The 21,437-nt window shown below is 70.0% G+C and carries 16 protein-coding genes; 7 read left to right on the top strand and 9 right to left on the bottom strand.

Annotated features, from left to right (window positions below):
• The first annotated feature begins 95 nt into the window (after positions 1–95).
• From OHA25_RS58520 to nagZ, 6 genes are all read left to right on the top strand, one after another.
• Positions 96–1,130, top strand: coding sequence for an SIS domain-containing protein (locus tag OHA25_RS58520; RefSeq protein ID WP_327585390.1), 1,035 nt, complete (start codon positions 96–98; stop codon positions 1,128–1,130).
• Positions 1,131–1,162: 32 nt separating this feature from the next.
• Positions 1,163–1,399: a PTS glucose/sucrose transporter subunit IIB gene (locus OHA25_RS58515; protein WP_305919282.1), complete on the top strand. Its 237-nt coding sequence runs from the start codon at positions 1,163–1,165 to the stop codon at positions 1,397–1,399.
• Between the two features lie 9 nt (positions 1,400–1,408).
• Positions 1,409–1,855, top strand: a complete 447-nt coding sequence (locus OHA25_RS58510) for a PTS sugar transporter subunit IIA (protein WP_327585389.1) — start codon at positions 1,409–1,411, stop codon at positions 1,853–1,855.
• 84 nt (positions 1,856–1,939) lie between these two features.
• The gene (locus OHA25_RS58505) at positions 1,940–2,203 is read left to right on the top strand and encodes an HPr family phosphocarrier protein (RefSeq protein ID WP_327585388.1); all 264 of its coding nucleotides are present in this window, start codon (positions 1,940–1,942) and stop codon (positions 2,201–2,203) included.
• A gap of 11 nt (positions 2,204–2,214) precedes the next feature.
• Positions 2,215–3,960 (top strand): putative PEP-binding protein, encoded by a 1,746-nt coding sequence (locus tag OHA25_RS58500; RefSeq protein ID WP_327585387.1) that lies wholly within the window; start codon positions 2,215–2,217, stop codon positions 3,958–3,960.
• Between the two features lie 807 nt (positions 3,961–4,767).
• Entirely contained in the window at positions 4,768–6,063 is a 1,296-nt protein-coding gene (gene nagZ, locus OHA25_RS58495; RefSeq protein WP_327585386.1) for a beta-N-acetylhexosaminidase, read from the top strand.
• An 18-nt stretch (positions 6,064–6,081) separates the two neighbouring features.
• Here nagZ and OHA25_RS58490 read toward each other — a convergent pair whose 3' ends face one another.
• The 4 genes from OHA25_RS58490 to OHA25_RS58475 form a co-directional block, all read right to left on the bottom strand.
• The gene (locus OHA25_RS58490) at positions 6,082–8,829 is read right to left on the bottom strand and encodes a P-loop NTPase fold protein (RefSeq protein ID WP_327585385.1); all 2,748 of its coding nucleotides are present in this window, start codon (positions 8,827–8,829) and stop codon (positions 6,082–6,084) included.
• 64 nt (positions 8,830–8,893) lie between these two features.
• Positions 8,894–10,324 carry an MFS transporter gene (locus OHA25_RS58485; protein ID WP_327585384.1) on the bottom strand — a complete coding sequence of 477 codons (1,431 nt, stop codon included), beginning with the start codon at positions 10,322–10,324 and terminating at the stop codon, positions 8,894–8,896.
• A 36-nt stretch (positions 10,325–10,360) separates the two neighbouring features.
• The gene (locus tag OHA25_RS58480) at positions 10,361–12,271 is read right to left on the bottom strand and encodes a tetratricopeptide repeat protein (RefSeq protein WP_327585383.1); all 1,911 of its coding nucleotides are present in this window, start codon (positions 12,269–12,271) and stop codon (positions 10,361–10,363) included.
• 200 nt (positions 12,272–12,471) lie between these two features.
• On the bottom strand, positions 12,472–12,621 hold the full coding sequence (locus tag OHA25_RS58475; RefSeq protein ID WP_327585382.1) for a hypothetical protein: 150 nt from the start codon (positions 12,619–12,621) through the stop codon (positions 12,472–12,474).
• 146 nt (positions 12,622–12,767) lie between these two features.
• Here OHA25_RS58475 and fxsT point away from each other — a divergent pair, with 146 nt between their 5' ends.
• The gene (gene fxsT, locus OHA25_RS58470) at positions 12,768–15,305 is read left to right on the top strand and encodes an FxSxx-COOH system tetratricopeptide repeat protein (protein ID WP_327585381.1); all 2,538 of its coding nucleotides are present in this window, start codon (positions 12,768–12,770) and stop codon (positions 15,303–15,305) included.
• Here fxsT and OHA25_RS58465 read toward each other — a convergent pair.
• From OHA25_RS58465 to OHA25_RS58445, 5 genes are all read right to left on the bottom strand, one after another.
• Complete coding sequence (locus OHA25_RS58465) at positions 15,295–16,596, bottom strand: HEXXH motif domain-containing protein (RefSeq protein WP_327585380.1); 1,302 nt, start codon at positions 16,594–16,596, stop codon at positions 15,295–15,297. The genes fxsT and OHA25_RS58465 overlap by 11 nt on opposite strands.
• A 10-nt stretch (positions 16,597–16,606) precedes the next feature.
• Entirely contained in the window at positions 16,607–17,767 is a 1,161-nt protein-coding gene (locus OHA25_RS58460; RefSeq protein WP_327585379.1) for an FxsB family cyclophane-forming radical SAM/SPASM peptide maturase, read from the bottom strand.
• Between the two features lie 337 nt (positions 17,768–18,104).
• The gene (locus OHA25_RS58455; RefSeq protein ID WP_327585378.1) at positions 18,105–18,881 is read right to left on the bottom strand and encodes an ABC transporter permease; all 777 of its coding nucleotides are present in this window, start codon (positions 18,879–18,881) and stop codon (positions 18,105–18,107) included.
• Positions 18,878–20,455, bottom strand: a complete 1,578-nt coding sequence (locus OHA25_RS58450) for an ABC transporter permease subunit (protein ID WP_327585377.1) — start codon at positions 20,453–20,455, stop codon at positions 18,878–18,880. The genes OHA25_RS58455 and OHA25_RS58450 overlap by 4 nt, the downstream gene beginning before the upstream one ends.
• The gene (locus tag OHA25_RS58445) at positions 20,452–21,369 is read right to left on the bottom strand and encodes an ATP-binding cassette domain-containing protein (protein ID WP_327585376.1); all 918 of its coding nucleotides are present in this window, start codon (positions 21,367–21,369) and stop codon (positions 20,452–20,454) included. Before OHA25_RS58445 ends, OHA25_RS58450 begins: the two co-directional genes overlap by 4 nt.
• Between the last annotated feature and the right edge of the window lie 68 nt (positions 21,370–21,437).

Raw genomic sequence — 21,437 nt, 5'->3', positions numbered from 1 at the left:
GTTTGTTGGTCATAGGCTATGGTTCGTACTGGTCTAGTCCGGACTAGACCACATTACGCGAAAGACGGTCAAGCCCGAAGGGGAACGAGCCCACGATGACCACGAAGATGCGCAGCGAGATCGCCGAGCAGCCGGCCGCGCTGCGGGCCACACTGGACTCCCTGCTCCCCAGGATCGACGAGGTGAGAGCGGTGGGCGAGCAGACTCGCCAGCTGCTGTTCATCGCGCGGGGCACCTCCGACAACGCAGCAGTTTACGGCCGCTACCTGGTCGAATCGCACACGGGCCGGCTGGCCGCCCTGGCCGCGCCGTCGATCGCGACCACGTACAAGCGCAAGCTGGACCTGGACGGCGTGCTGGCCGTGGCGATCTCGCAGTCGGGGCGGACCGAGGAGATCGTCGAGACGCTGGCCTGGGCCAAGGACTGCGGGGCCGCGACGGTCGGCATCACCAACGGGGGCCCGGACAGCCCGCTCGCGCAGGCCTCCGACGTGGCGCTGTGCACGGAGGCGGGGGAGGAGAAGGCGGTCCCCGCGACCAAGACGTACACGACGCAGCTGGCCGCGCTGGCCGTGCTCGCGCTGGGGCTGGGCGCCGACGTGGACGTGGCCGAGCTGCTGCGGGTGCCGGAGGCGGTGGAGAAGCTGATCGCCGAGCCGGGTGAGGTCGAAGCGGTGGTCGAGGGGCTGCTGGACAAGCCGGGCGTGGTCGTCTCCGGGCGCGGGCTGGCGTTCTCGACGGCGCTGGAAACCGCGCTCAAGCTCAAGGAGGCCTGCTACCTGCACGCCATGGGCCTGTCGTACGCCGACCTGCTGCACGGTCCCATCGCCGTGGTCGACGCCGACACCCCGGCGCTGCTGGTCGCCGCCGAGAACAGCCCGACGCTGTCCGGCACGGTCGCGCTGGCCGAGCGGGTGGTGGCCGCGGGGGCAGCGGCGTACACGATCGGGGGCGGGGACGCGCTCGCCAGAGCGGGCACGGCCGCTCTCAACGGCCCCGACCTGCCCGAATGGGTGGCGCCGATGGGGCTGATCGTCCCTGGGCAGCTGCTCACCGAGGCGCTCGCCCGCCGGCTCGGCATCGACCCCGACGCGCCGCGCGGTTTGAACAAGGTCACCCAGACCGACTGATTTAACCTGGTCACAAGAGCTAGGGAGGCCGGATGGCGGCGGATGCGAACGCGATCATCGCCGGGCTCGGCGGCGCCGACAACATCATCGACATCGAGCCCTGCATCACCCGCTTGCGTACGGAGGTCCACGACGCGTCCAAGGTCGACCAGGCCGCGCTCAAGGCGGCCGGCGCGCATGGCGTGATGGCCGCGGGGAATGTGGTCCAGGTCGTCGTCGGGCCGGAGGCGGACACGATCGCCAGCGACATCGAGGACATCATCGGCTGAGGCGAGACCATGACGACTGTTCTCGCCCCGGTTGAGGGGGCAGCTGTGGGGTTGGCCGCCGTGCCCGATCCGGTGTTCTCCGCGGGCATGGTGGGGCCGGGAACGGCGATCGATCCGCTGCGGGGGCCGGGCAAGGCCGTGGCCCCCATCGCGGGAAAAATCATGAAGTTGCATCCGCATGCGTACGTCATCGTGGGGGACGACGGCAAGGGTGTGCTGGTGCATCTGGGCATCGACACGGTCCAGCTCAAGGGGAAGGGGTTCCAGCTGCTGGCGGCGGAGGGCGACAGGGTGAGCGCGGGCCAGCCGGTCGTGGCGTGGGACCCGGCGACGATCGAGGCGGGCGGCCGCTCGCCGGTCTGCCCGGTGGTCGCGCTCGACGCCCTGTCGGAGGCCGTGACCGGGGTCGCCGAGGGGGCCGTGCACGTCGGAGACGAGCTCTTCCGATGGGAATAGGACTCGCGTTCTTCGACACAATATGCACGGCAGTCGCAACCACGCGCGTCCAGCTGGTCTGGACCGGCACAGAAGGAGAAGTTGATGGGTGAGCGCAAGGTCACCGTGGCGGCGGAGGTGGGACTTCATGCCCGCCCCGCGGCGACGTTCGTGCAACGGGCGATGAAGGCCCCGATGGACATCACGGTGGCGAAGATGAACAGCGCGAAGGCCCCGGTCAGCGGCAAGAGCATCCTCGCGATCATGGCGCTGGACGTCCGGCAGGGCGAGACCGTGGTGATCAGTGCGGAGGGCGAGGGCTCGGAAGAGATTCTCGACGAGCTGGCCGAGATCGCCGGTACGCCGTGAACCTCCGGGGGGTGGGGGTCAGCCCGGGCATCGGGCACGGCCCCGCGTACGTGTTGACCGTCTCTGTGCCCGAACCCCCCAAGGGCGCCACGTACACCGGCGAGGCGGATCAGGAGAAGGAGCGCGCGATGGCCGCGCTCCGGCAGGTCGCGGGCGAGCTGGAGGCTCGCGGCAACCAGGCGGGCGGCGAGGCCGAGGAGATACTCAAAGCCCAGGCGCTGATGGCCGAGGACCCCGGTCTGGTCGTGAAGGTGCGTACCCTCATCGACCGGGGCTTGGCCGCACCTAGGGCGGTTTTTGAGGCATTCACGAAATATCGGGACGTGCTGGCCGGGTCCGGGGGCTACCTGGGGGAACGGGCCGCCGATCTGAACGACATCAGGGACCGCGTGATCGCGCTGCTGTACGGGCAGGCGATGCCGGGGTTGCGGGGGGCGCCCGCGGAGCCGTACGTGCTGGTCGCCAGGGATCTCGCGCCTGCCGACACCGCGTTGCTGGCCAAGGGGCAGATCGCGGCGTTCGTCACCGAGGAAGGCGGTCCCACCAGCCACACCGCGATCCTGGCCAGGGCCATGGGCGTGCCTGCCGTCGTGGCCTGCCGGGGCGCGACCGGCATCCCGAACGGCGTCCGGGTGATGGCCGACGGCACCTCCGGCGACGTACGGGTGGAACCGGCCGAGTCGGACGTCGCCGACGCGCTCAGCGCGGCCACGGCCAGGCAGGCGGCGCTGGCGTCCTCGCGGGGTCCGGGCAGGACCGCCGATGGGCACCCGGTTCCGCTGCTCGCGAACGTCGGCGGGCCTGCCGAGCTGGAGGCCGCCGTGGCCGCCGGAGCCGAGGGGATCGGGCTCTACCGGACCGAGTTCCTCTTCCTCGACCGGGCCGAGCCGCCTTCTCTGGAGGAACAGACGCGCGCCTACCGGGCGGCTGTGGAGGCGTTCCCCGGAGGGAAGGTGGTCGTGCGGACGCTGGACGGGGGTGCGGACAAGCCGCTGGCCTTCCTGCCTACTGCGGCCTCGGATTCGGCCGCCTCGGCTTCAGCCTCGTCCTCTGCCTCAGCCTGGCCCTCTGCCTCGCCCTCTGCCTCGTCCTCTGCCTCGTCCTCGGTTGAGCCGAATCCGGTGCTCGGGGAGCGCGGGCTGCGGAGGCTCAGGAGATTTCCCGAGGTGTTGGACGCGCAACTGGCGGCGATCGCCGCCGTGGCGTCCGAGGATCTCCTGGTGATGGCGCCGATGGTGGCCACGGGCGAGGAGGCCGCGTGGTTCGCGCGGTCGTGCCGGGCCAGGGGGCTGGCAGGTGTCGGCGTGATGATCGAGATCCCGGCGGCCGCGCTGCGGGCCAGGGACTTGCTGGCGTCTGTGGACTTCGTCTCGATCGGCACCAACGACCTCGCCCAGTACGCCTTCGCCGCCGACCGCCAGCTGGGCGCCGTGAGCGCGCTGCACGATCCGTGGCAGCCCGCACTGCTCGACCTTGTGGCCATGACCGCGCGTGCCGCGTCCGCGGCGGGCAAGCCGTGCGGGATCTGCGGCGAGTCGGCCGCCGATCCGGCCATGGCCTGCGTGCTGGTCGGGCTTGGTGCCTCGACGTTGTCGATGGGGGCCGGCGCGCTTGCCGCCGTACGCGCCGCGCTGGCCGCGCACACGCTCACGCAGTGCCGGCTGGCGGCCGACGCGGCGCGGGCGCGTACGACGCCGGCCGACGCCCGTGCCGCGGCCCGCGTCCACCTCCCCGCGCTCGCCCATCTCGGGCTGTAACGGCCCGCGACGCTTCCTCCGGCCCGGGATGGCAGCACGTCGGCCGTCCGCCGTGACCGCCGACCCGCTGTCGCCGACCTGCTGTCGTGGACGCGCTGTCGCCAGCCCGCTGTCGCCAGCCCGCTGCCGTCGGTCTGCTGTCGTCGGCCCGTTGTCGTGGACGGGGTGTCGTCGACCCGGTGTCGGTCGTCCGCCGCCGTGATCGCTGGCCCGTTGTCGTGGACGTGGTGTCGTCAGTCTGCGGACGTGGTGTCGTTGGTCTGGGGGTCGTGGACGCGGTGGTCGGTCTGTGTGGTCGCGGGCGCGGTGTCGTCGGCCTGCGCGGTCGCTGACCTGCTCTCACCGGCCTGCTCTCACCGGCCTGCTCTCACCGGCCTGCTCTCACCGGCCGGTCTGGCTTGGCCGTATCGGGCTGTGGCGCGCTGCTCGCCGAGCGGCTCGGCTCGGATCGGCTGGCCTGAGCTGTGGCTGGTTGCTCGTGTGAGCAGTTGGGCTGTGGCTGGTTGCTCGTGTGAGCAGTTGGGCTGTGGCTGGTTTGCTCGTGTGAGCGGCTGGGCTGGGCTGTGGCTAGTTGCTCATGTGAGCGATTGGGCTGGGCTGTGGCTGGTTTGCTCGTGTGAGCGGTCGGCCTGAGCTGTGGCTGTGGCCTAAGTTGCTTGTGTGAGCGGTTGGGGGGCTGTGGCGTGTTCGTCCGCGTGGTGCCAGCCCGGTGTTTCGCTGGGCGCGGAAACGGGCTGGTCGGGCGTAGCGGGGCGCTTCGCTTGCGCGCCGGCCCAGCAGGGTCGTCGGATGGATACCTTTGGAGGCATGCTTCGACGGATTGGTACGGCAAGCCTCTTGGTGATCGCTCTGGCGGCCTGCGGCGATGGCGGCGGCGCGGCGGGGGCAACCCCGATCGGGGGCAAGGCCGCACCGCCCGCGCCCACCACGCAGAGCCCGCCCCAAGCGCAGGCCCAGCCGGACCCGATCGAGCGCGTTCTGTCGAAGATGAGCGCCGAGGAGAAGGTCGGCCAGCTGTTCATGCCGGTCCTGTACGGCACGTCCGCCGACACGGCCTCGGGCGAGAATCAGGCGAGATACGCCGCCCAGACCCCCGCCAAGGTGATCGCCAAATACCACCTTGGGGGCGTGATCCTCTTCCCGCACAACGTCAAGAGCGTCGGCCAGGTCGTCGGCCTCACGAACGGCATGCAGCGGGCGTCGAAGCAGGTCCCGCTGCTGATCGGCACCGATCAGGAAAACGGCCTGGTGTCGCGGATGTCCGCGCTCATGACCGACTTCCCCGGCGCGTCCCAGATCGGCGCCACCAAGGACGCGGAGCTGTCGCGTGCCGTGGCCGAGGCCACCGGCCAGGAGTTGCGTGCGCTCGGCGTCAACCTGGACTTCGCTCCGGTCGCCGACGTGAACGTCAATCCGAAGAACCCGGTCATCGGCCCGCGGGCGTTCGGCAAGGATCCGAAGCAGGTGGCCACGATGGTCGAGGCGGCGGTCAAGGGGTTCGCCGACGCGAAGGTGGCCGCCACCGCCAAGCACTTCCCCGGCCACGGCGACACCACCGTCGACAGCCACACCGGTCTGCCCGTGATCAAGCACTCGAAGGCCGAGTGGGAGCGCATCGACGCGCCCCCGTTCAAGGCCGCGATCGACGCCGGGGTGGACGCCGTGATGAGCGCCCACATCGTCTTCCCCAAGCTCGACCCGTCGGGCGACCCGGCCACGTTGTCCAAACCCATCCTGACCGGCCTGCTTCGGGAGAAGCTCGGCTTCAAGGGCGTGATCTCCACGGACGCGCTCAACATGGCCGGTGTGCGGCAGAAATACAACGACGGCGAGATCGCGGTCCGCGCCGTGCTGGCCGGCGCTGACCTGCTGCTCATGCCGAACGACCTGCCCAAGGCCTACCAGGCGGTGCTGGCGGCGGTGAAGTCAGGGCGGATCAGCAAGGAGCGCCTCGACCAGTCGGTGACCCGGTTGCTCACGCTCAAGCAGGCCAGGGGCTTGCTGACCGAGGCGCCCACGGCGTCGGCCGAGGAGGCGGCGGGCGTGCTGCGCTCGCCGGAGCACCGCAAGCTGGCCGCGCGGGTGGAGAGCACCGGCGACTGAGCCGCGCGGAGGCGGCGGTCACCCGGCGGCACCTGCCAGCTGCTTCCTGAGGAGGGGATGGACGAAGTGGTAGGCCTGCGGAGCGGCCTCGCGGAGCAGCCCCGCCTCGACCGCGGCTCTCAGGAAGGCCGGCACGTCCACGGCACGAATGCCGGCATGCCGCAGCCTCGTCCTGATGTCGGCGTCGTCGCCGGAGATGGTGGGGTTGCGTGAGTTGCCCGTGGCGCGGGCGATCCCGTGCAGGCCCCGCGTGACCGCGTCCGGTGTGAAGCCGGCAGCGGTCATCGCCTGCTGGCCGCGGGCGCCGTACCAGGCAAGGAAGTCGACCGGATCCTTGGGAAGGGCTTCGACCCAGGCCTGGTCATCAGTGAGCACCCGCAGCAGCAAGGGGGAGCTCATCAGCTCGGAGGTCAGCCCCAGCAGCCGGTCCGGCTCGACCTTGTTGGCGGCGAGCACGGCCTCGAACCGGCGGCGGGCCTCCACCGCCGACACGCCGAGCACCTCGGCCACGTCGAAGCCGGAGGCCGCCGCGTCCCGGCCGGTGATGACGACGCCACACCTGCTGGTTCGCGCCCACTCCAGGAACCCGGCGCGCTTGTTCGGCTCCAGCGCGTCCAGCCCGTCGAGGATCAGCACGAGAGAGCCCCGCACCACCACGGCATTGGCGTTGGCGGCCGAGAGCCTGTACTCGGCGACGAGGGCGTGCGTCACCCACCGCTCGTATTCGCGGAACTCCGTCTTCAGCACGCCGAACGGCAGGAACACCGGCGTCTGCGGCGCGCGCCGCTCGGCCAGCCAGCGCGCGAGCCGCGCTGCCACCACGCTCTTCCCCACACCGGGGGCACCCGAGATGAACAGCTTCGTCGTTTCCCGGGACAGGAGGTCGTGCAGGCTCGCCATGCCCGTCCGTTCCTCGCCCTGGACGCGCACCACCGGCTCCAGCAGTCTGCCGTCGTCCTCCACCAGGCGGTCCACCCGTGTGCGCACGTCCACGGCGAGGTCTTCGAGCACCGCACGCAACTCGAGCTGGCGGCTGAGCTCCGACGCGGGCTCCTCCTGCTTCGGCGGCGCGCCGGCGATCAGGTCGCTGGACGGCGGCACCGGCGACTCCCTGACCAGGTCGATGTAGGCGAGGATGTCGTTCGGGACACCGCCCGGCATCCCGCGCAGCTCGCGGACGATGCTCACGGCGAGTTCGCTCCAGCCGTCCGGCTCGCCGTCCGCCTCCTGCGCGAGGCGCCGCAGCAGGGCCGGGTCCTCCATGAGCCGGGCATAGTCGTCCGGAGCGCCGTCCCTGAGCAGCAGGACGGCGGCCAGAATCGAGACGTCGTACGGATCGAGCCGCCGGTCCTTGGCCACGCGGTCCTGCAGGATGAGCACGTTGACGAAGCGCTTGATAGCCCGCGCGTTGCGCCGCAGCCCACATTTGAGCATGTCGCCCGCGGTGCGGATCTCGTCGGTGAGCAGACCGTCCAGGTAACGGGCGAAGTCCTCCTCGGACAGCCTCGGCATCTCGAAGGGGAACTGGATGATCTTGTCTAGGTAGTCGCCGACCGGGTTCTTGTACTTCTCCCGCACGGCCTCGATCAGCGGGCCCTTCGCCACGCCGAGCAAAAAGACGCAGTTGTCGCGGTTGAAGTGCAGTTTCAGCGACTCCAGGAGCGAGGTGATGCGGTCGGCGTCGCACCGGTCCAGGTCGTCCACAAACACGACCAGGCGTTCCTTCCCGCACGCGGCCAGCGCTTCGTCGATGAGTTCGCCCAGGTACTCGTCCAGACGGGTGCGCTCGGAGCGGATGCGGAAGTGCTCGCTGTCGTAGTCCTTGATGGACTGCCGCACGTCCGACAGGTTGATCTTGAGCGAGGTGGACAACACCAGCGAGCCGAGCACGTCGGAGATGGTCCGCAGCGTCCGTTGGACGTTATGCCTGCGCTCCAGCGCGAGGTCCTTGACGATGACGTGCAGCAGCGGCAGCACTGGGTTGTCGTCGTACTGATGCCGCCAGGGGGCGAACCAGACGTGGGCGCACTCGGGGGCTTCGCTCAGCCGGTCGCGTACCTGCATGAGCATGGAGGTCTTGCCGGTGCCCCACTCGCCGAAGACGCCGATGACCATGGGCGGCGACGCGTAGCGGGCCAGCTCGGCCAGGTGCCGGGCGTACTCCTCGCGCCGCAGACCGTCCCGCTGTGCGGGCTCGTCGCTGTGGGTGAACCCCCTGGAGTCTCGCTGGACGGGTCCGCGTGGCGAAGGTCCGGCGCTCTCCGTGTTCTGGCGCCGCCGACGGCCCCGGCGCCAGAACACGGTGCCGGCGATCGCCGCGAGCGCCAGGACACCCGCGACGGCAGGCACGAAGGGATAGCGCTGCAGGAAGGGGGCGGGCGGCGTCACCGCGACCCGCAGCCGGTCGACGCCCGCCGAGGAGATCAGGACGAGCTGGCCGGTCCCGGCATGCGGGCGCTTGCCCGCGACCAGGGTGACGGTGCCCGTCCCTCCGGGGCCGACGTGCATGTGGCCGCCGTCCTTGAGCGCCAGCGCGTCCGAGACGGAGCCCGCGACGCGTATCTCCACGTCCGCGGCGGACCCGGGATTGATGACCACGATCTGCCACGTCCCCGTCGCCAGGCGCTCCAAGGGGATCGAGAGCTGGTCCTGCTCCAGGAACTCGGGTCCAGCGGCGGCATCGGCCCGCGGGGACGGCCAGAGGAGCGCGAGAAGCGCGGCCACGACGAGGCAAAAGGGCAACAGCGTGCGCCGTCCACTCGGCATGCCTAAATTGCAACCCATAGTGGTGTGGAATGCACTACTCGTAATAGATCGGTTATGAGGCTGCCTAGGGCACGAGGGCGGCTCTCTGGTTGGCCGAGGTCAGGCTGTTCCTTAGGGCGGGCACGGTGGTCATGAGCCCGGCGAGCACGACCACGGGGGCGCACAGGATGAGCAGCGCGAAGAAGGGGTCGACCCATTCGACGAACAGGCTCGCAAGGAGCGGCCCGATGGCGACGGCGCTGTAGCTGCCCAGCCGGGAGACGCCTACGACCCGGGCCACCCGATCGGACGGCACGCGGCTGAGCGCGGTGCGCATGGTGACGTTGCTCAGCCCGCCCGTCACTCCGATGGTGAGCAACGCGATCGCGAACGTCAGCGGCAGCTGGGCGAACAGCAGCGGCAGCATGAGCGCGGCGACACACGTCCACAGGTGCACGAGCATCATGGACCGGCCCTGCTGGGATGAGCCCAGCCTGCTGACCAGGCGGGTGATCCAGCGCCGCCGCGAGGCCTTCTCCTCGATCCTCTGCCAGATGTGCTGCCGTCTGGGGGAGATGAGCGCGCCTATGACGCCTCCGACTCCGGACGTCGCCAGGATTACGCCTGCCAGCACTGTCGGCAGTTGCTCCTCGGTCGCCTCCGAGAGGAACACCACGATCAAGCCCTGCACCATGAGGTTGATGAAAGCGGTGATCAGGGTCGCGGATCTGAGGAATTTGTGCTTCCACAACTCCTCCAGGCCGGCGCGCATTTCACCCAGGAGCCTTCCTCGCGGCTTTTTGGCAATTATGTCGGGATTTAGTCGATGCAGCACGGCGGCGGCGGCAAAGAACATGGCCGCGTTCGCCACGAAGGAGAAGACCGGCGCGATGCCGAAGAGCAGCCCGCCGAGCGGCCGGCCCGCAAGCACCATTCCGTGCACCGAGCCTTCGTGGATGGCCAGCGCCGTCTCGACGTTGTCCGGTTTCACGGTGGCTGGGATCAGCGCCGTCTCCGCGACCGACGAGGTGACCGACAGTGCGCCCTCGATCAAAGCGATGACCATGAGATGGTGGATCTCCAGCCTGTCGAAGGCCAGGAGGACGCAGAGCGCTGCGACGAGCGTGCCGCGGACGAGCTCGCTGTATTTCATGACCAGCCGGGGGCCGAACCGATCGATGATCGCTCCAGCCGGGATATACGTGAGCAGGGCTGGCACGGTGGAGGCGACCATTGCCCACCCGATCCATGCGGCCGACTCCGTGAGCATGTAGGCCAGCAGCGGATACGTGACGCCGATCGTGCGGCTGCCGAGCATGGAAACGGTCGATCCCACCCAGGACCACCGAAACTGCGGGTAATCGGTGAGAAGTTCTTTGAAGCACCGAATCTGCCGCACGCCCGTCACCACGGCTCGCGAATTTCGGACGTTGTGCGCTCTAGCGAGTATTCGGTGCACCGACCGGAGCCGAGGCACGCTCAGAGAATAGAGCACCACCGGCCCTCGCAATGCCATTCACACACATGGCCGGTCACGTTGACGAATACATTGCTAAGGCGCCATCAGGCGATCGGCTTCGGCGGTCAGCTGCGGAGGTAGAGGGCGGCGGCCCCGGCTCTGGCGGGCGTGCAACGCCAGCCGCGCCGCCTCCGAGTCGCGACCCGCGGCCTTCATCACCCGCGCGGCACGCAGCAGGGTGGCGGGATCGCTGTCCACGTCGAGTGGCGGCACGGCCTCCACGGCGCCGCGCACGTCGCCCTGACGTGCCAGCGCCAGCGCGTAGGCCGCCTGCGTGGAGGCCAGCTCATGCGGGCGTACTCGGTCGAGGTCGTTGAGCGCCCGCGGATCCTCCAGGTCCGAGAGTATCTCGCCGCGGGCCCGCAGGGCTTCGGGGGTGTTGCCGTCGGAGCGGAGCGCGCCGTCGAGGACGTCCACGGCTCCGCTCTCCTGCCCCAGGTACCATAGGGCCCAGGCGAGCTCGGTCTGGATGACGGGCTCGGGGCTGCGCCGGACCGCCGAGCGCAGCTCCGTGACCGCGGCCCGGTAGGCGTTCTGGTCCATGAGGATCCGCCCGACGGCGGTCAGCAGGGTGGCCACGATCTGGTCCGTGCCCCGCAGCGCGTCGAACAGCCGGGTCGCCTGCCGGTAGTGGCCCAGGGCGGCGTCGAGGTCACCATGCAGGTACGCCGCGTCGCCCAGCAGCGACTCGGCCCGCGCCCGGGATCGCGGCCCGGAGGGATCCCTGATCTCCTCGTGCGCAAGCTTCTCGGTGAGGTCGAACCAGCCTCTGTGTAAGGCGGCCCCGGCGGCCGCGAGCCGGTCGCCTGCGGCGGACTCGGTGTGGACGGACGCGTGGGCTGCGGCGCGCAGGAACGGGCCGACGAGCCGGACCGGCATCTCGTAGCGCCGTTTCTCGCCGAACCTGAGCAAGTGGCGCGCCGCCAGCGCCGCAGCGATCCGCTGCGGCGGTTCCACGCCGTCCCCGGCCTCCGTGTCCACCAGCGGCCGTACGAGAGTCAGCAGGCGCTCCAGGTCGCCTTGCAGGTGGTCGTGGGCCACCTCCCGCAGGACGCGGTGGCAGAAGCGGGTCAGGACCTCGTCGACGTCCACCAGGTCGCCGGAGTCGATCGGCGCCTGGCCCCCGCGCACCGCCTCCCAGAGGGCGGAGCAGGCGAGCTGGAGATGGAGGGGCTCCACGGCCGGAGCGGACGAGGAGCCGGAGGTCCGCCGCGTGCTGCCCAGATCCTCGACGAACCGCTCCGCCGCGCCCGGCTCGAACGCCCATCCGATGCCGTCGAGCGGCCGCCGGCACGCCTCCAGCGCCTCCTGGTGGCTCAGCGGCTCCAGTTTGTACGACGCCCCCCGGGTTATGTGCGCCCGTAACCCCTCATGTCGCCGCAGGGTCTCGACGTACTCGTCGCTGACCACCACCAGCAGGTGGAGTGGCAGATCGCCGCCGAGCGCGGCGCCGAGCTGGTCGAGGATGTGCGTGTGGTCGTCGGGGTGCCGGGAGAAGGCGGTGAAGACGTCCTCGGCGTGGTCCAGCACGGCCATGATCTTCCGGCCGTAAGGGCTCCAGTGGTGCCGGCGCAGGTAGGAGCGGACGGTGAGCCCGGCGAACCTGATCGGGTTCTCGTAGGGGGACCAGGAGGCGAGCAGGGCGAAGACGTGCGGATCGCTGTCCTCGGGGATGACAGCGGCGGGCACGAAGGAGGGGCGCGCGACCTCACCCACGGGCAGCACGTCGACCCTGGACAGGTCGAGGCGTGGCAGCACGCCGGCCGTCACCAGCGACGTCTTCCCCACGCCGGACGGCCCGTGCAGAATGGTCAGGCGATTCGCCAGCCAATGTCTCGTCAGCTCGTCGACATCCTGCTCGCGCCCGAAGAATCTTGCCGCGTCCTCCCGGCGGAACGGTTGCGGGCCGACGAATGGTTGTTGGCCTGCGCCGCTGGAAGTCATGCCACACTCCGCCGGTCGAGTCGGGTCTCTATTCCATCCGTCTTCGCGATGCTGGACAAAGGCCGTTGGTACAAAACAGGTGGACGGAAAATGGAAGTGCTCCCACCTTACTCGGTGCCGCCGCCGGTGCCCGTGTTGAATGGCACAGAAGACGGTGTTCCCGTGGCGGGGCCCGCCGCGGCCGGGCCTGCCTGCTCAGCTCAAATGACCGACTGGAAGCCGGCCACCGTGCCGCTGGTGTCCGTGACCTGCTGCAACGCCCGGAAGATAGCGGGGTTTTGCAGCTGCCGCAGATCGTCCAGATCCATATCGCTGACGTCGATGAGCCCGGTGGTGTTGTCGTCGCCCACAAACCCTCCTCATGTGCCAATTTTGGCTTGTCCGAAACTTCCTCGCCGTGGCAAGCCCCGATTGGGCTTCAATTAGATTCTCGGGCCACCTTTAATCAGAATCAATCGTAGGATCGGTAACAGGTGGACGGGAGGGCGAGGAAGACGTGAGTGAGCGGGCAGGCACCCAGGCGGTGCCTCGTATGCCCCCGATCTGGGGCAAGAGGATTCCGGGGCGAAACAAGCATTTCACCGGGCGGGAAAACCTGCTCGAGGAGTTGCGGGCGAGCCTGGAGAGCACCACGACGGCCGCCGTCGTGCCGTTGCCGCAGGCGTTGCAAGGCCTGGGCGGAGTGGGGAAGACCCAGCTCGCCATCGAGTACGCCTGGCGGTACCGCGGATTCTACGACCTCGTCTGGTGGGTTCCCGCCGACCAGCCGATGCTGGTGCCGAGCACCCTGGCCGCGCTCACCAACGACCTGAAGCTGCCGTCGGCCAGCAGCGCCGGCATCGAGGAGGCGGCCGCCGCGGTTCGCGACGCGCTGCAACGCGGCGACCCCATCGACCGGTGGCTGCTCATCTTCGACAACGCGGACGAGCCTGAGGAGATCAAGGACTTCATCCCACAGGGCGGTCCTGGACACGTGCTCATCACCTCGCGCAACAGCCGGTGGAGCGGCGTGGCCGACACCGTACCGGTCGACGTCTTCTCCACCTCGGAGAGCGTTGCCTTCCTGCGCAAGCGCCTGCAGCGCGACGTGGCCCAGAAGGAGGCCGAGCGCCTGGCGGGCGAGCTCGGAGACCTTCCGCTGGCACTGGAGCAGGCCGCGGCCCTCCAGGCCATGACCGGCATGACGACCGACGAGTACATCGAGCTGCTGAGCCAGCAGACTCGGGCGCTGCTCGGCGCGAGCAAGTCCACGGAATACCCGCACACGATGACGGCGGCTTGGCAGCTGTCGGTGCTGGAGATCGAGAATCGGATGCGCGAGGCCGCCGAGGTGCTCCGCTGCCTGGCCTTCTTCGGCCCCGACCCGATCCCGCGCGACGTCTTCCGCCGCGGCAACAAGAGCGGCGCCGAGCGTATGGGGCCGATCCTGGCCAATCCGCTCACGCTCAACAAGGCCATAGCCGAGCTCAACAGGTTCGCGTTGGTGAAGGTCGAGCAGGAGGCGGGCACGGTGCAGGTGCACCGGCTCGTCCAGGCGCTCCTTCGCGACTCACTCAAGAAGGAGGAGCGCGACCAGATCCGGCACGAGGTGCACCTGTTGCTGGCCAGCGGCGCCCCGACCGATCCCGAGAACACCGCCGACTGGGAGGGCTTCGCCAACCTCCTCCCGCACGTGCGCCCCTCCGGCGTCGTCCAGTGCCCTGACGAGGACGTGCAGCGCTTCGGCATCGACATCGTCCGCTACCTGTACCGGGTGGCCAACTACAACTCGGCCAAGTCGTTCGGCGAGGAGTTCCTCCAGCACTGGACCGAGGCCGGCGGGCCGAGCAGCGGCAACGTGCTGCGCCTGCGACGGCACTTAGGAAACGTCCTGTGGCAGACCGGGGCGTACACGGAGTCGTACACGCTGAACGAGAAGACGCTCGACCTCATGCGCGAGAAGTTCGGCCCCGAGGACGAGGAGACTCTGTGGATGGCCCGCACCTACGCGGCCAACCTGCGTGCCCAGGGCAACTTCCACGAGGCGTTCGAACAGGACAAGGCGTCGCTGGAGGCGCATGAGAGGGCGTTCGGCCCGTTCGCCCCACCCACGCTGCGCGCGATCAACAACCTTGCGCTGGACCACGCCCTGCTCGCGCAGTACGACACCGCGCTCGAGCTACAGCGGCTGGCGTTCGTGGAGCAGAGCAGCGCGCGCCAGGGAGTGAGCAAGTGGGACGTGCAGTTGGCGTGGAACGGCCTCGCGCGGGTGGTTCGCCTGTCCGGCGACCACGCCAGCGCCTGCGACGTGGGCGAGGAGGCCTACGCGCACGGCATCCGCGAGCTGCAGATCGAGCACGCGCTCACGTTGATGACCGCCCGAGACCTGTCTATCGCCAAGCGCCGCCACGGCGATCTGGAGGAGGCGCTCGACCTCATTCAGGAGACGCACGCCAGGCTCACCAAGCTCTACGGGCCCGACAACCCCGAGACGATGGCCGCCACGGTCGCGCTCAGCAACACGTTGCGCCAAGCGGGCATGCCGGAGGAGGCCATGGTGCGGGCGCGCGAGGCCCTGCCGCGTTATAAGCACACGTTCGGGGAGGATCACCCGTTCACGTACGGCTGCATGATCAACATCGCGCTGCTCTACCGGCTGCGCGGCGACGCGCAACGAGCCAAGGAAATGGACGAGGAGGCCCGCGCCGGCCTGCTGGACAAGGTCGGCCGCGACCACATCTATAGCTTCAGCAGCACCATCAACCTCGCCAGCGACCTCGGCGCGCTGGGCGACGTCCATGGGGCATGTGAGTTGGGCGCGCAGGTCCTGGACCAGATCCGCAACTTCTACGGCCCACAGAATCTGCTGTCCCTCGCCGCCTCCGTCAACCTCTCGATCGACATGCGGGCCGTCGGCGAGGCCGAGAAGGGCAATGCCCTGTACGAGAGCACGATGGCCCAGTACGAGCAGCTGCTCCCGCCCAGCCACCCCGAGAGGATGGTCGCGGCCAAGGGCGAGCGGTTCAACTGGGACTTCGACCCCTTCAGCCTGTGACGGGCTCGTTGCCCGCCCCCCAGGCCGCGCGGTGCGCCTCGGCCTCCTGACGCGCGGCGCGCAGCGCCTCGTCCGGCACTGGCTCGGCCAGCCAGGCCGAGAGCGTGCGCCGCATGGAGGTGACGAACCGCTCGCCCGTGGCGGTGAGCTGGCCGCTGTCCAGCAGCGTGCCGGTCACCGCGTGCGCGGACTCCCGCCAGTGGGCGAACTCGATGTGGGGCCGCAGGTCCGGCTCGAACGCCCGCTGCCGCCGCCAGAAGCCGCTGACGCCCAGGTACGCGTACGCGCCCTGGATCAGGCCGGACAGCGGCCGGGGATCCGGCCGCCACGGCGCGTAGTAGGTGCCCTTGCCGGGCTCCAGCAGTCGCACGACGTCCAGGATCGCGCCGAGTTTGGCGTGCTGGACCTCGTGGGCGAAGGTGGAGGCCAGCCACCGGCCGTCGGGCGGGGTGGACATGGCGACCGCGCCGAACCTGGCGCCCTGCGACGCGCTGTTCATGCCCTGGTCCGGGCCCTGGATGGGCGTCAGGACGGAGACGATCTCGCGGGTCTCCTCCGCGATCGTCCAGTGGTGCTGCCGGAGCATGGCCCAGGCCGACTCCAGACCGGCGCGCCAGGCGTTCAGCTCGCCGTCCGGCAGGCGCCCCTCGATGACGGTCTCGCGGGGCCACCGGAAGGGATCCAGGTCGTCCACCAGCAGGGTGAGGTCACCCTGTGCCGTGGTCACCTGGCGGAGCGGGCGCCAGCCGGGCCGCTCCGGCTCGTCCGGGCGCAGGTGCACGCCGCCGGCCGTCACCTGCCCGCCGGCATGCACCCGCAGGTCCACCAGCCCGGCCCCATCCGCGCCGGTGCCGAGCACGATCTGGCCCAGGGCGGGAAGCATGATCGTGCCGTCCGGGGCGGGCACCTCGGCGCGACAGGGGAGTCCGGCCCTGACGGCGGCCACGGCGGCGACCGCGCCGAGCTGGGCGGGACCGGGCCTGCCGGGTTCTCCTCGCTGCAGGGCCTGTACGGTCTCCTTGAGCCAGGCACCGACCGCCGGATGGCCGATCACGCCGCGCACCGCCCCGGGCTGTTTCTTCTCGGCCTCGGCGAGGAGCTCGTACGCGTGCTCGGCGGCTGCGGCGTGCGGGTGACGGAGGTCGGCGCTCAGCCGCATCATGAGAATCATCAGCAGCCGATGCTTGCTCTGCTCGGCCGCGACGAGATGGCGGACGGCGGCGGCGCCGCCACCGCCCGCGGCGAGTCGCTGGAGAGCGTCGTCGGGTATCCGGTGGTCCCGTGGGCGCATGGGGATCCTTTCAGCGAGTGGCCCGGCGAAGATCGCCGACGAGGCGGGAGCGGATGTGCCCGATCAGGTGGTAGAGGTCGGGGCAGTAGACCGAGGGGTTGAGAAAGCCCGTGCCCGGCCGGTAGCGGTGTGGATAGAGGCCGGCGCCGCAGACCCGGGCGAAACGGCACGCCCTGCAGGTGTCGCTCAACGCATCCCAGCCGAGCTGCCTGGCCACCATGCCGGGGTGCCGCAGCGCGGTGTCGAAGGGATGGTCGACGACGTTCAGGCCGGTCGTCGGAGCGCCTTGCCGGACGACCTTGAGTGAGTCGGTCTGCTCGATGGTGCCGTCGGTCTCCACGACCACCAGGGAGGACGGCGTGAGGCCGACCGCCTCGCTGGCCGAGGCCCCGCCCATCAGTAGATTGACGATCTCCTGGAAGAGCCGCACGACCGTGCGCCCGCTGTCGGCGTACCAGCGATCGAACACGGCGACGAGCCAGTCGCCGTAGGGCGTCTCGCTGTCGGGGAAGCGGCCGGGCGGCGGGGACTCCCACGTTCCGTGCGGGATCAGGAAGTCGATGGCTGGGGGGTCGAAGCGCAGCAGCGACTTGTAGGTCTCCAGGGGGTCGTTGGCCAGGTCAACCGTGCATAGGAGCCCGCTGTAGAGGTGCCGGAACGGCGGGGTCCGCAGCAGGTCGAGTGCGGTGGCGACGGAGTCGTAGCTGCTGCGCCCGTCCGTGAAGCGGCGATTGCGGTCGTTGGCCCGCCTGCTGCCGTCGAGGCTCACGCCCACGCTGACGTCGAGGTCCCGGAAGGATCGCAGCGTGTCCTCGTTCAGGAGCACGGCGTTGGTCTGGACGGCGGCGTCCACTCGGATGTGCGGGCCCGCGGCCGCGCGGACGGTGTCCACGATCTTGCGAAGGTACGGGTGCCCGGCGAGCAAGGGTTCGCCGCCGTGCAGGATCAGCCTGACGGAGTGCAACCTGTGCGCGGTGGCGTGCTCGGCGATGCGTTCTGCGGCGGCGGTGACGAGTTCGGGCGCCATGATTTTGGGCCGGGACCGCCAGCTCTGATCGGCGAGATTGTAGACATAGCAGTAGTCGCAGGCGAGATTGCAACGACTGTGAACTTTTAGCAGGAATTGTCGGAAGGGGTACGGGCGCCAACCGTTGTCCAGCAATTTGGTCACGTCAAGAGTGGCGGGCCACTCTAGCGCTCGGTCGTCCCCCTGGTAGGTCAACCTGGAAACACCCCGCACCGACGGAATTATCCGAGTGGTTCACGATGCTAGCCGAGTCACGGCCAATTGTGGAGGACTAATGTGATGCGGCAGGTCACTGATGGCATATGCGCAGAGAGCGCCGTGATAGACATTTATCACCTTTTCGGACGGCCGATCGGCCACCTGACGTGTCACGGCGGCCGACCGCCTTACGTGAATGCGTTTCTCCGAGCGCGGGTTAGTGTGTGCCGCGCAACCCGCTGGCCACGAACAGGCCGGCGAGCACCCTTTGGGTGGTTTTCGGTTAGGCGTCCCGCTGTCGCAACAGCACCCAGCCGGTCAGCAACGCCGCGGCCGCCCATGCCGCGAGCACGCCCAGCCCCGCCCATGGGCCGAGGGGCAGGACGGCCGCGTCAGTGGTGGCCTGGATGGCCAGCCCGGCGTTCGTCGGCGAGATGCTCCAGAGGAAACGCTGCGTCTCCTCGTCCGCGACCATGCGGATGGCCAGCGGAAACAGGTAGAGCAGGCTGAGCACGCCGCCGGTGGCCGTCGCGGAGTCGCGTACGGCGATGGCGACGCCCACGCTGAGCAGGGCGATCAGCCCGAGATAGAGCACCGAGCCGACGGCGGCGCGCAGCGTCGGCCCGTCGGCCAGGGACAGCGGCGCGTAGCCGGGTGCGGCGGTGGAGCTGCTCCCCGGCAGGAGCAGCCGCCCGGCCAGCACGGACCCGAGCACCGCGACCGTCCCGGCGACCAGCGTCAGGCCGGTGAGCACGCTCGCCTTGGCGGCCAGCATGGTGGTCCTGCGCGGCATCGCGGTGAGGCTGGTGCGGATCAGGCCGGTGCTGTATTCACTGCAGACAGCGAGGACGGCCAGCAGGGCGACCACGGCCTGACCCAGCTGCACGCCCATGAGGCCGAGCCGGGCCGCGTCCTGGCCGCAGCCGGCCGACCCACAGGTCACGGCGCCGGCCGCCACGGCGCTCAGTGCCACGGTCAGCACGACCATCCCGGCCAGCAGCCAGCCGGGCCCGGGCATGGTGCGTAGCTTCGTCCACTCGGCGTGGATCTCCCGCCTCATACGTCGCTCCGGCGCAGCCGGCGCACCGCCAGGACGAGGGCCAGCGCCGCGTACCCGCACGTCACGGCGAAACCGCCCCACGGCGCCAGCGGGTAGTAGCCGGCCACCGGCGCGTAGTGGGAGATCACCTGCGGGTACTCGGGGACACTCTGCTGGATCGCGAATCCGGCGGCGGGCGTGATCCGCAGCAGCCAGTCCGACACGTTCTCGGGCAGGATCGATGCGGTCGCGAGAAGGTACGGGACCAGGATCGCTGCGATGGCCACGATGACCGCCATGGCGCTGCGCCGGAACAAGGCACCCAGGGCGAGGGAGAAAACGGCGATCACGGCGAGCAGCGCCGCGACGCCGGCGACCACGCGCAGCTCGGTGAGCGTGGGCACCGGGAGCGTGAAGATGTTGTTGCCCCGCAGGATCCGCCGGCCGAGCGGGAGAGTGAGGGCGACGGCTGCCAGCCCTGCGACGAAGGTCACCGCGCCGATCACGACGGCCTTGGCGGCCAGCACCCGGCCGCGCCGTGGGCTGGCGAGCAGTGTCGTGCGGACCAGCTGCCTCCGATACTCGGTGGTCACGAACAGCACCGCCACCACGATCACCGCGATCAGTCCGGCCATGGCGCCAGTCAGCGTGCGTTCGATGGTGGCGTCGCCCGTGAGCGGCGCGATGTCCCCGACCCCGGTGACGGTGAACGTGCCGCCGGAGCGCTCCAGCCTGCCCGGGTGATGGGGCGTCACACCGTCGAGCCCCGTCGTGACTCCGATGTCGTCGATCTTCCAGGTGGCTCCGGTTCCCTTCCACCGCATGCTGACCTGGTCCATGACGGCGGTAGCTTCCGCGAACCGGGAGGCGGCGACGGACCCGCCTATGGTGTTCGGCGTCACGGTCAGGTCGCCGGGGGAGGCGGCGAACAGCCCGATGCGGACCTGAGTGGGCAGCCCGGCCAGGCGGGCGGTGCCGACCCGGGTCCACTGTCTGCCGTCGGGTGACTCCTCGCCGATGATCGTGTCGCCCGTGCGGGTCAGCCGCAGCCAGCGCGGGGACTCCGCTGACACGCCGCCAGGGCGGCCCGCCACATCCTCGGTGAAGTTGTGCTGCATCCGCACACCGTGGCTGCCCGTGACCATCATGGCCGCGTAAGGAGCGCCCTGCTTGGTGCTCTCCTTGATCATGACGCCGGCTTTCGCCCAGGGCACGACGCCGGTGATGGTGTTCCTGACTCCGGGGGTGACGTCGGGCTTGCGGATCTCGCCGGTCATGGACTTCACGCGTACGGTGATGGTGCCGTCCCCGTCCAGCGGCTGGTGCACGAAGTAGAACCTGTCCACCACTGCCTCGCCGCCAGGTCCCAGGATGGGAGCGGGACACGGCTCCTCGACCGGCCCCTTCATGCACGAGGAGTGGCTGCCCGTGGCGGACAGCAGCCCGAGCCCCACGATGAGCAGCGCCGCGACCGCCATGCCTGCCACCCAGCCGCGGACGGTGCGGAATTTGGTCCACTCGGCGTGCAGCAGCTGCGCGAAGCCGTCGCGCACGACACGGAGGCCCGAGCGATGGGGGGTCACAGCGCTGCTCATCGGGCCGCTCCACGGAACTCCACGGCGTCCCTGGTCAGGTCCAGGTACGCCTCCTCCAGCGTCGCGCGGTGCGCGCTCACCTCAGAGAACGGAATCGACTGGGCGCCCAGCAGGCGCACGATGTGCTCGGCCGCCAGCCCGGACACGTTGATCGTGTCGCGGTCGGTGACGGTGACCGTGCCGCCGGCCTGAGCCAGTGCCTGCATCGCCGCGGGCCGTTCCGGCGTACGGAGCGTCACCCGGCCGTCGGACGCGGCCGCGATCAGGTCGGCCACGCTGGTGTCCGCGACCACCCGGCCCCGGCCCACCACCACGAGATGGCCGGCGGTGTCCTGGAGCTCGCTCATCAGGTGACTGGACACCAGCACGGCACGTCCCTCGGCGGCCAGCGCGCGCAGGAAACCGCGCATCCACACGATGCCCTCGGGGTCGAGGCCGTTGAACGGTTCGTCCAGCATGAGCACCGGCGGGTCGCCGAGCAGCGCCGCGGCGATGCCGAGCCGCTGGCGCATGCCGAGCGAGAACCCGCCTGCCTTGCGCTTGGCCGCCGACTCGAGCCCGACCTGCGCCACGACCTCGTTCACCCGCCCGGCGCCCAGCCCTTGGGAGTGGGCCAGCCAGAGCAGGTGGTTGCGCGCGGTGCGGCTCGGTTGCAGCGCGCCGGCGTCCAGCAGCGCGCCGACGTGGCACAGGGGGGTGCGCAGACTCGTGTACGGCTGGCCGCCGATCAGGGCGCGGCCCTCGTCGGGCGCGTCCAGGCCGAGGATCACCCGCATCGTGGTGGATTTGCCGGCGCCGTTCGGACCGACGAAACCGGTGACCTGGCCGGGCCGAACGGTGAACGTCATCCCGTCCAGCGCCAGGGTCTGGCCGAACCGCTTGCGCAGCCCGCTGACTTCGATGGTTGCTTCCACGCCAGGCAGACTAGGCATCCGACGTCGCCGCGGTCGTCACGCGGCGGAGCGATCCGGGCTGTCACTGG

The organism is Nonomuraea sp. NBC_00507 (assembly GCF_036013525.1).
Lineage (GTDB): Bacteria > Actinomycetota > Actinomycetes > Streptosporangiales > Streptosporangiaceae > Nonomuraea.
The sequence above is the reverse complement of the archived record's forward strand: the minus strand, read 5'-3'. Positions and strand labels throughout refer to the sequence as shown.

Excerpts from the sequence above, each read along its gene's own strand:
- OHA25_RS58520 (WP_327585390.1), top strand. The coding sequence starts at position 96 with ATGACCACGAAGATGCGCAGCGAGATCGCCGAGCAGCCGGCCGCGCTG.
- OHA25_RS58515 (WP_305919282.1), top strand. The coding sequence starts at position 1,163 with ATGGCGGCGGATGCGAACGCGATCATCGCCGGGCTCGGCGGCGCCGAC.
- OHA25_RS58510 (WP_327585389.1), top strand. The coding sequence starts at position 1,409 with ATGACGACTGTTCTCGCCCCGGTTGAGGGGGCAGCTGTGGGGTTGGCC.
- OHA25_RS58505 (WP_327585388.1), top strand. The coding sequence starts at position 1,940 with ATGGGTGAGCGCAAGGTCACCGTGGCGGCGGAGGTGGGACTTCATGCC.
- nagZ (WP_327585386.1), top strand. The coding sequence starts at position 4,768 with ATGCTTCGACGGATTGGTACGGCAAGCCTCTTGGTGATCGCTCTGGCG.
- OHA25_RS58490 (WP_327585385.1), bottom strand. The coding sequence starts at position 8,829 with ATGCCGAGTGGACGGCGCACGCTGTTGCCCTTTTGCCTCGTCGTGGCC.
- OHA25_RS58485 (WP_327585384.1), bottom strand. The coding sequence starts at position 10,324 with ATGGCATTGCGAGGGCCGGTGGTGCTCTATTCTCTGAGCGTGCCTCGG.
- OHA25_RS58480 (WP_327585383.1), bottom strand. The coding sequence starts at position 12,271 with ATGACTTCCAGCGGCGCAGGCCAACAACCATTCGTCGGCCCGCAACCG.
- OHA25_RS58465 (WP_327585380.1), bottom strand. The coding sequence starts at position 16,596 with ATGCGCCCACGGGACCACCGGATACCCGACGACGCTCTCCAGCGACTC.
- OHA25_RS58455 (WP_327585378.1), bottom strand. The coding sequence starts at position 18,881 with ATGAGGCGGGAGATCCACGCCGAGTGGACGAAGCTACGCACCATGCCC.
- OHA25_RS58450 (WP_327585377.1), bottom strand. The coding sequence starts at position 20,455 with ATGAGCAGCGCTGTGACCCCCCATCGCTCGGGCCTCCGTGTCGTGCGC.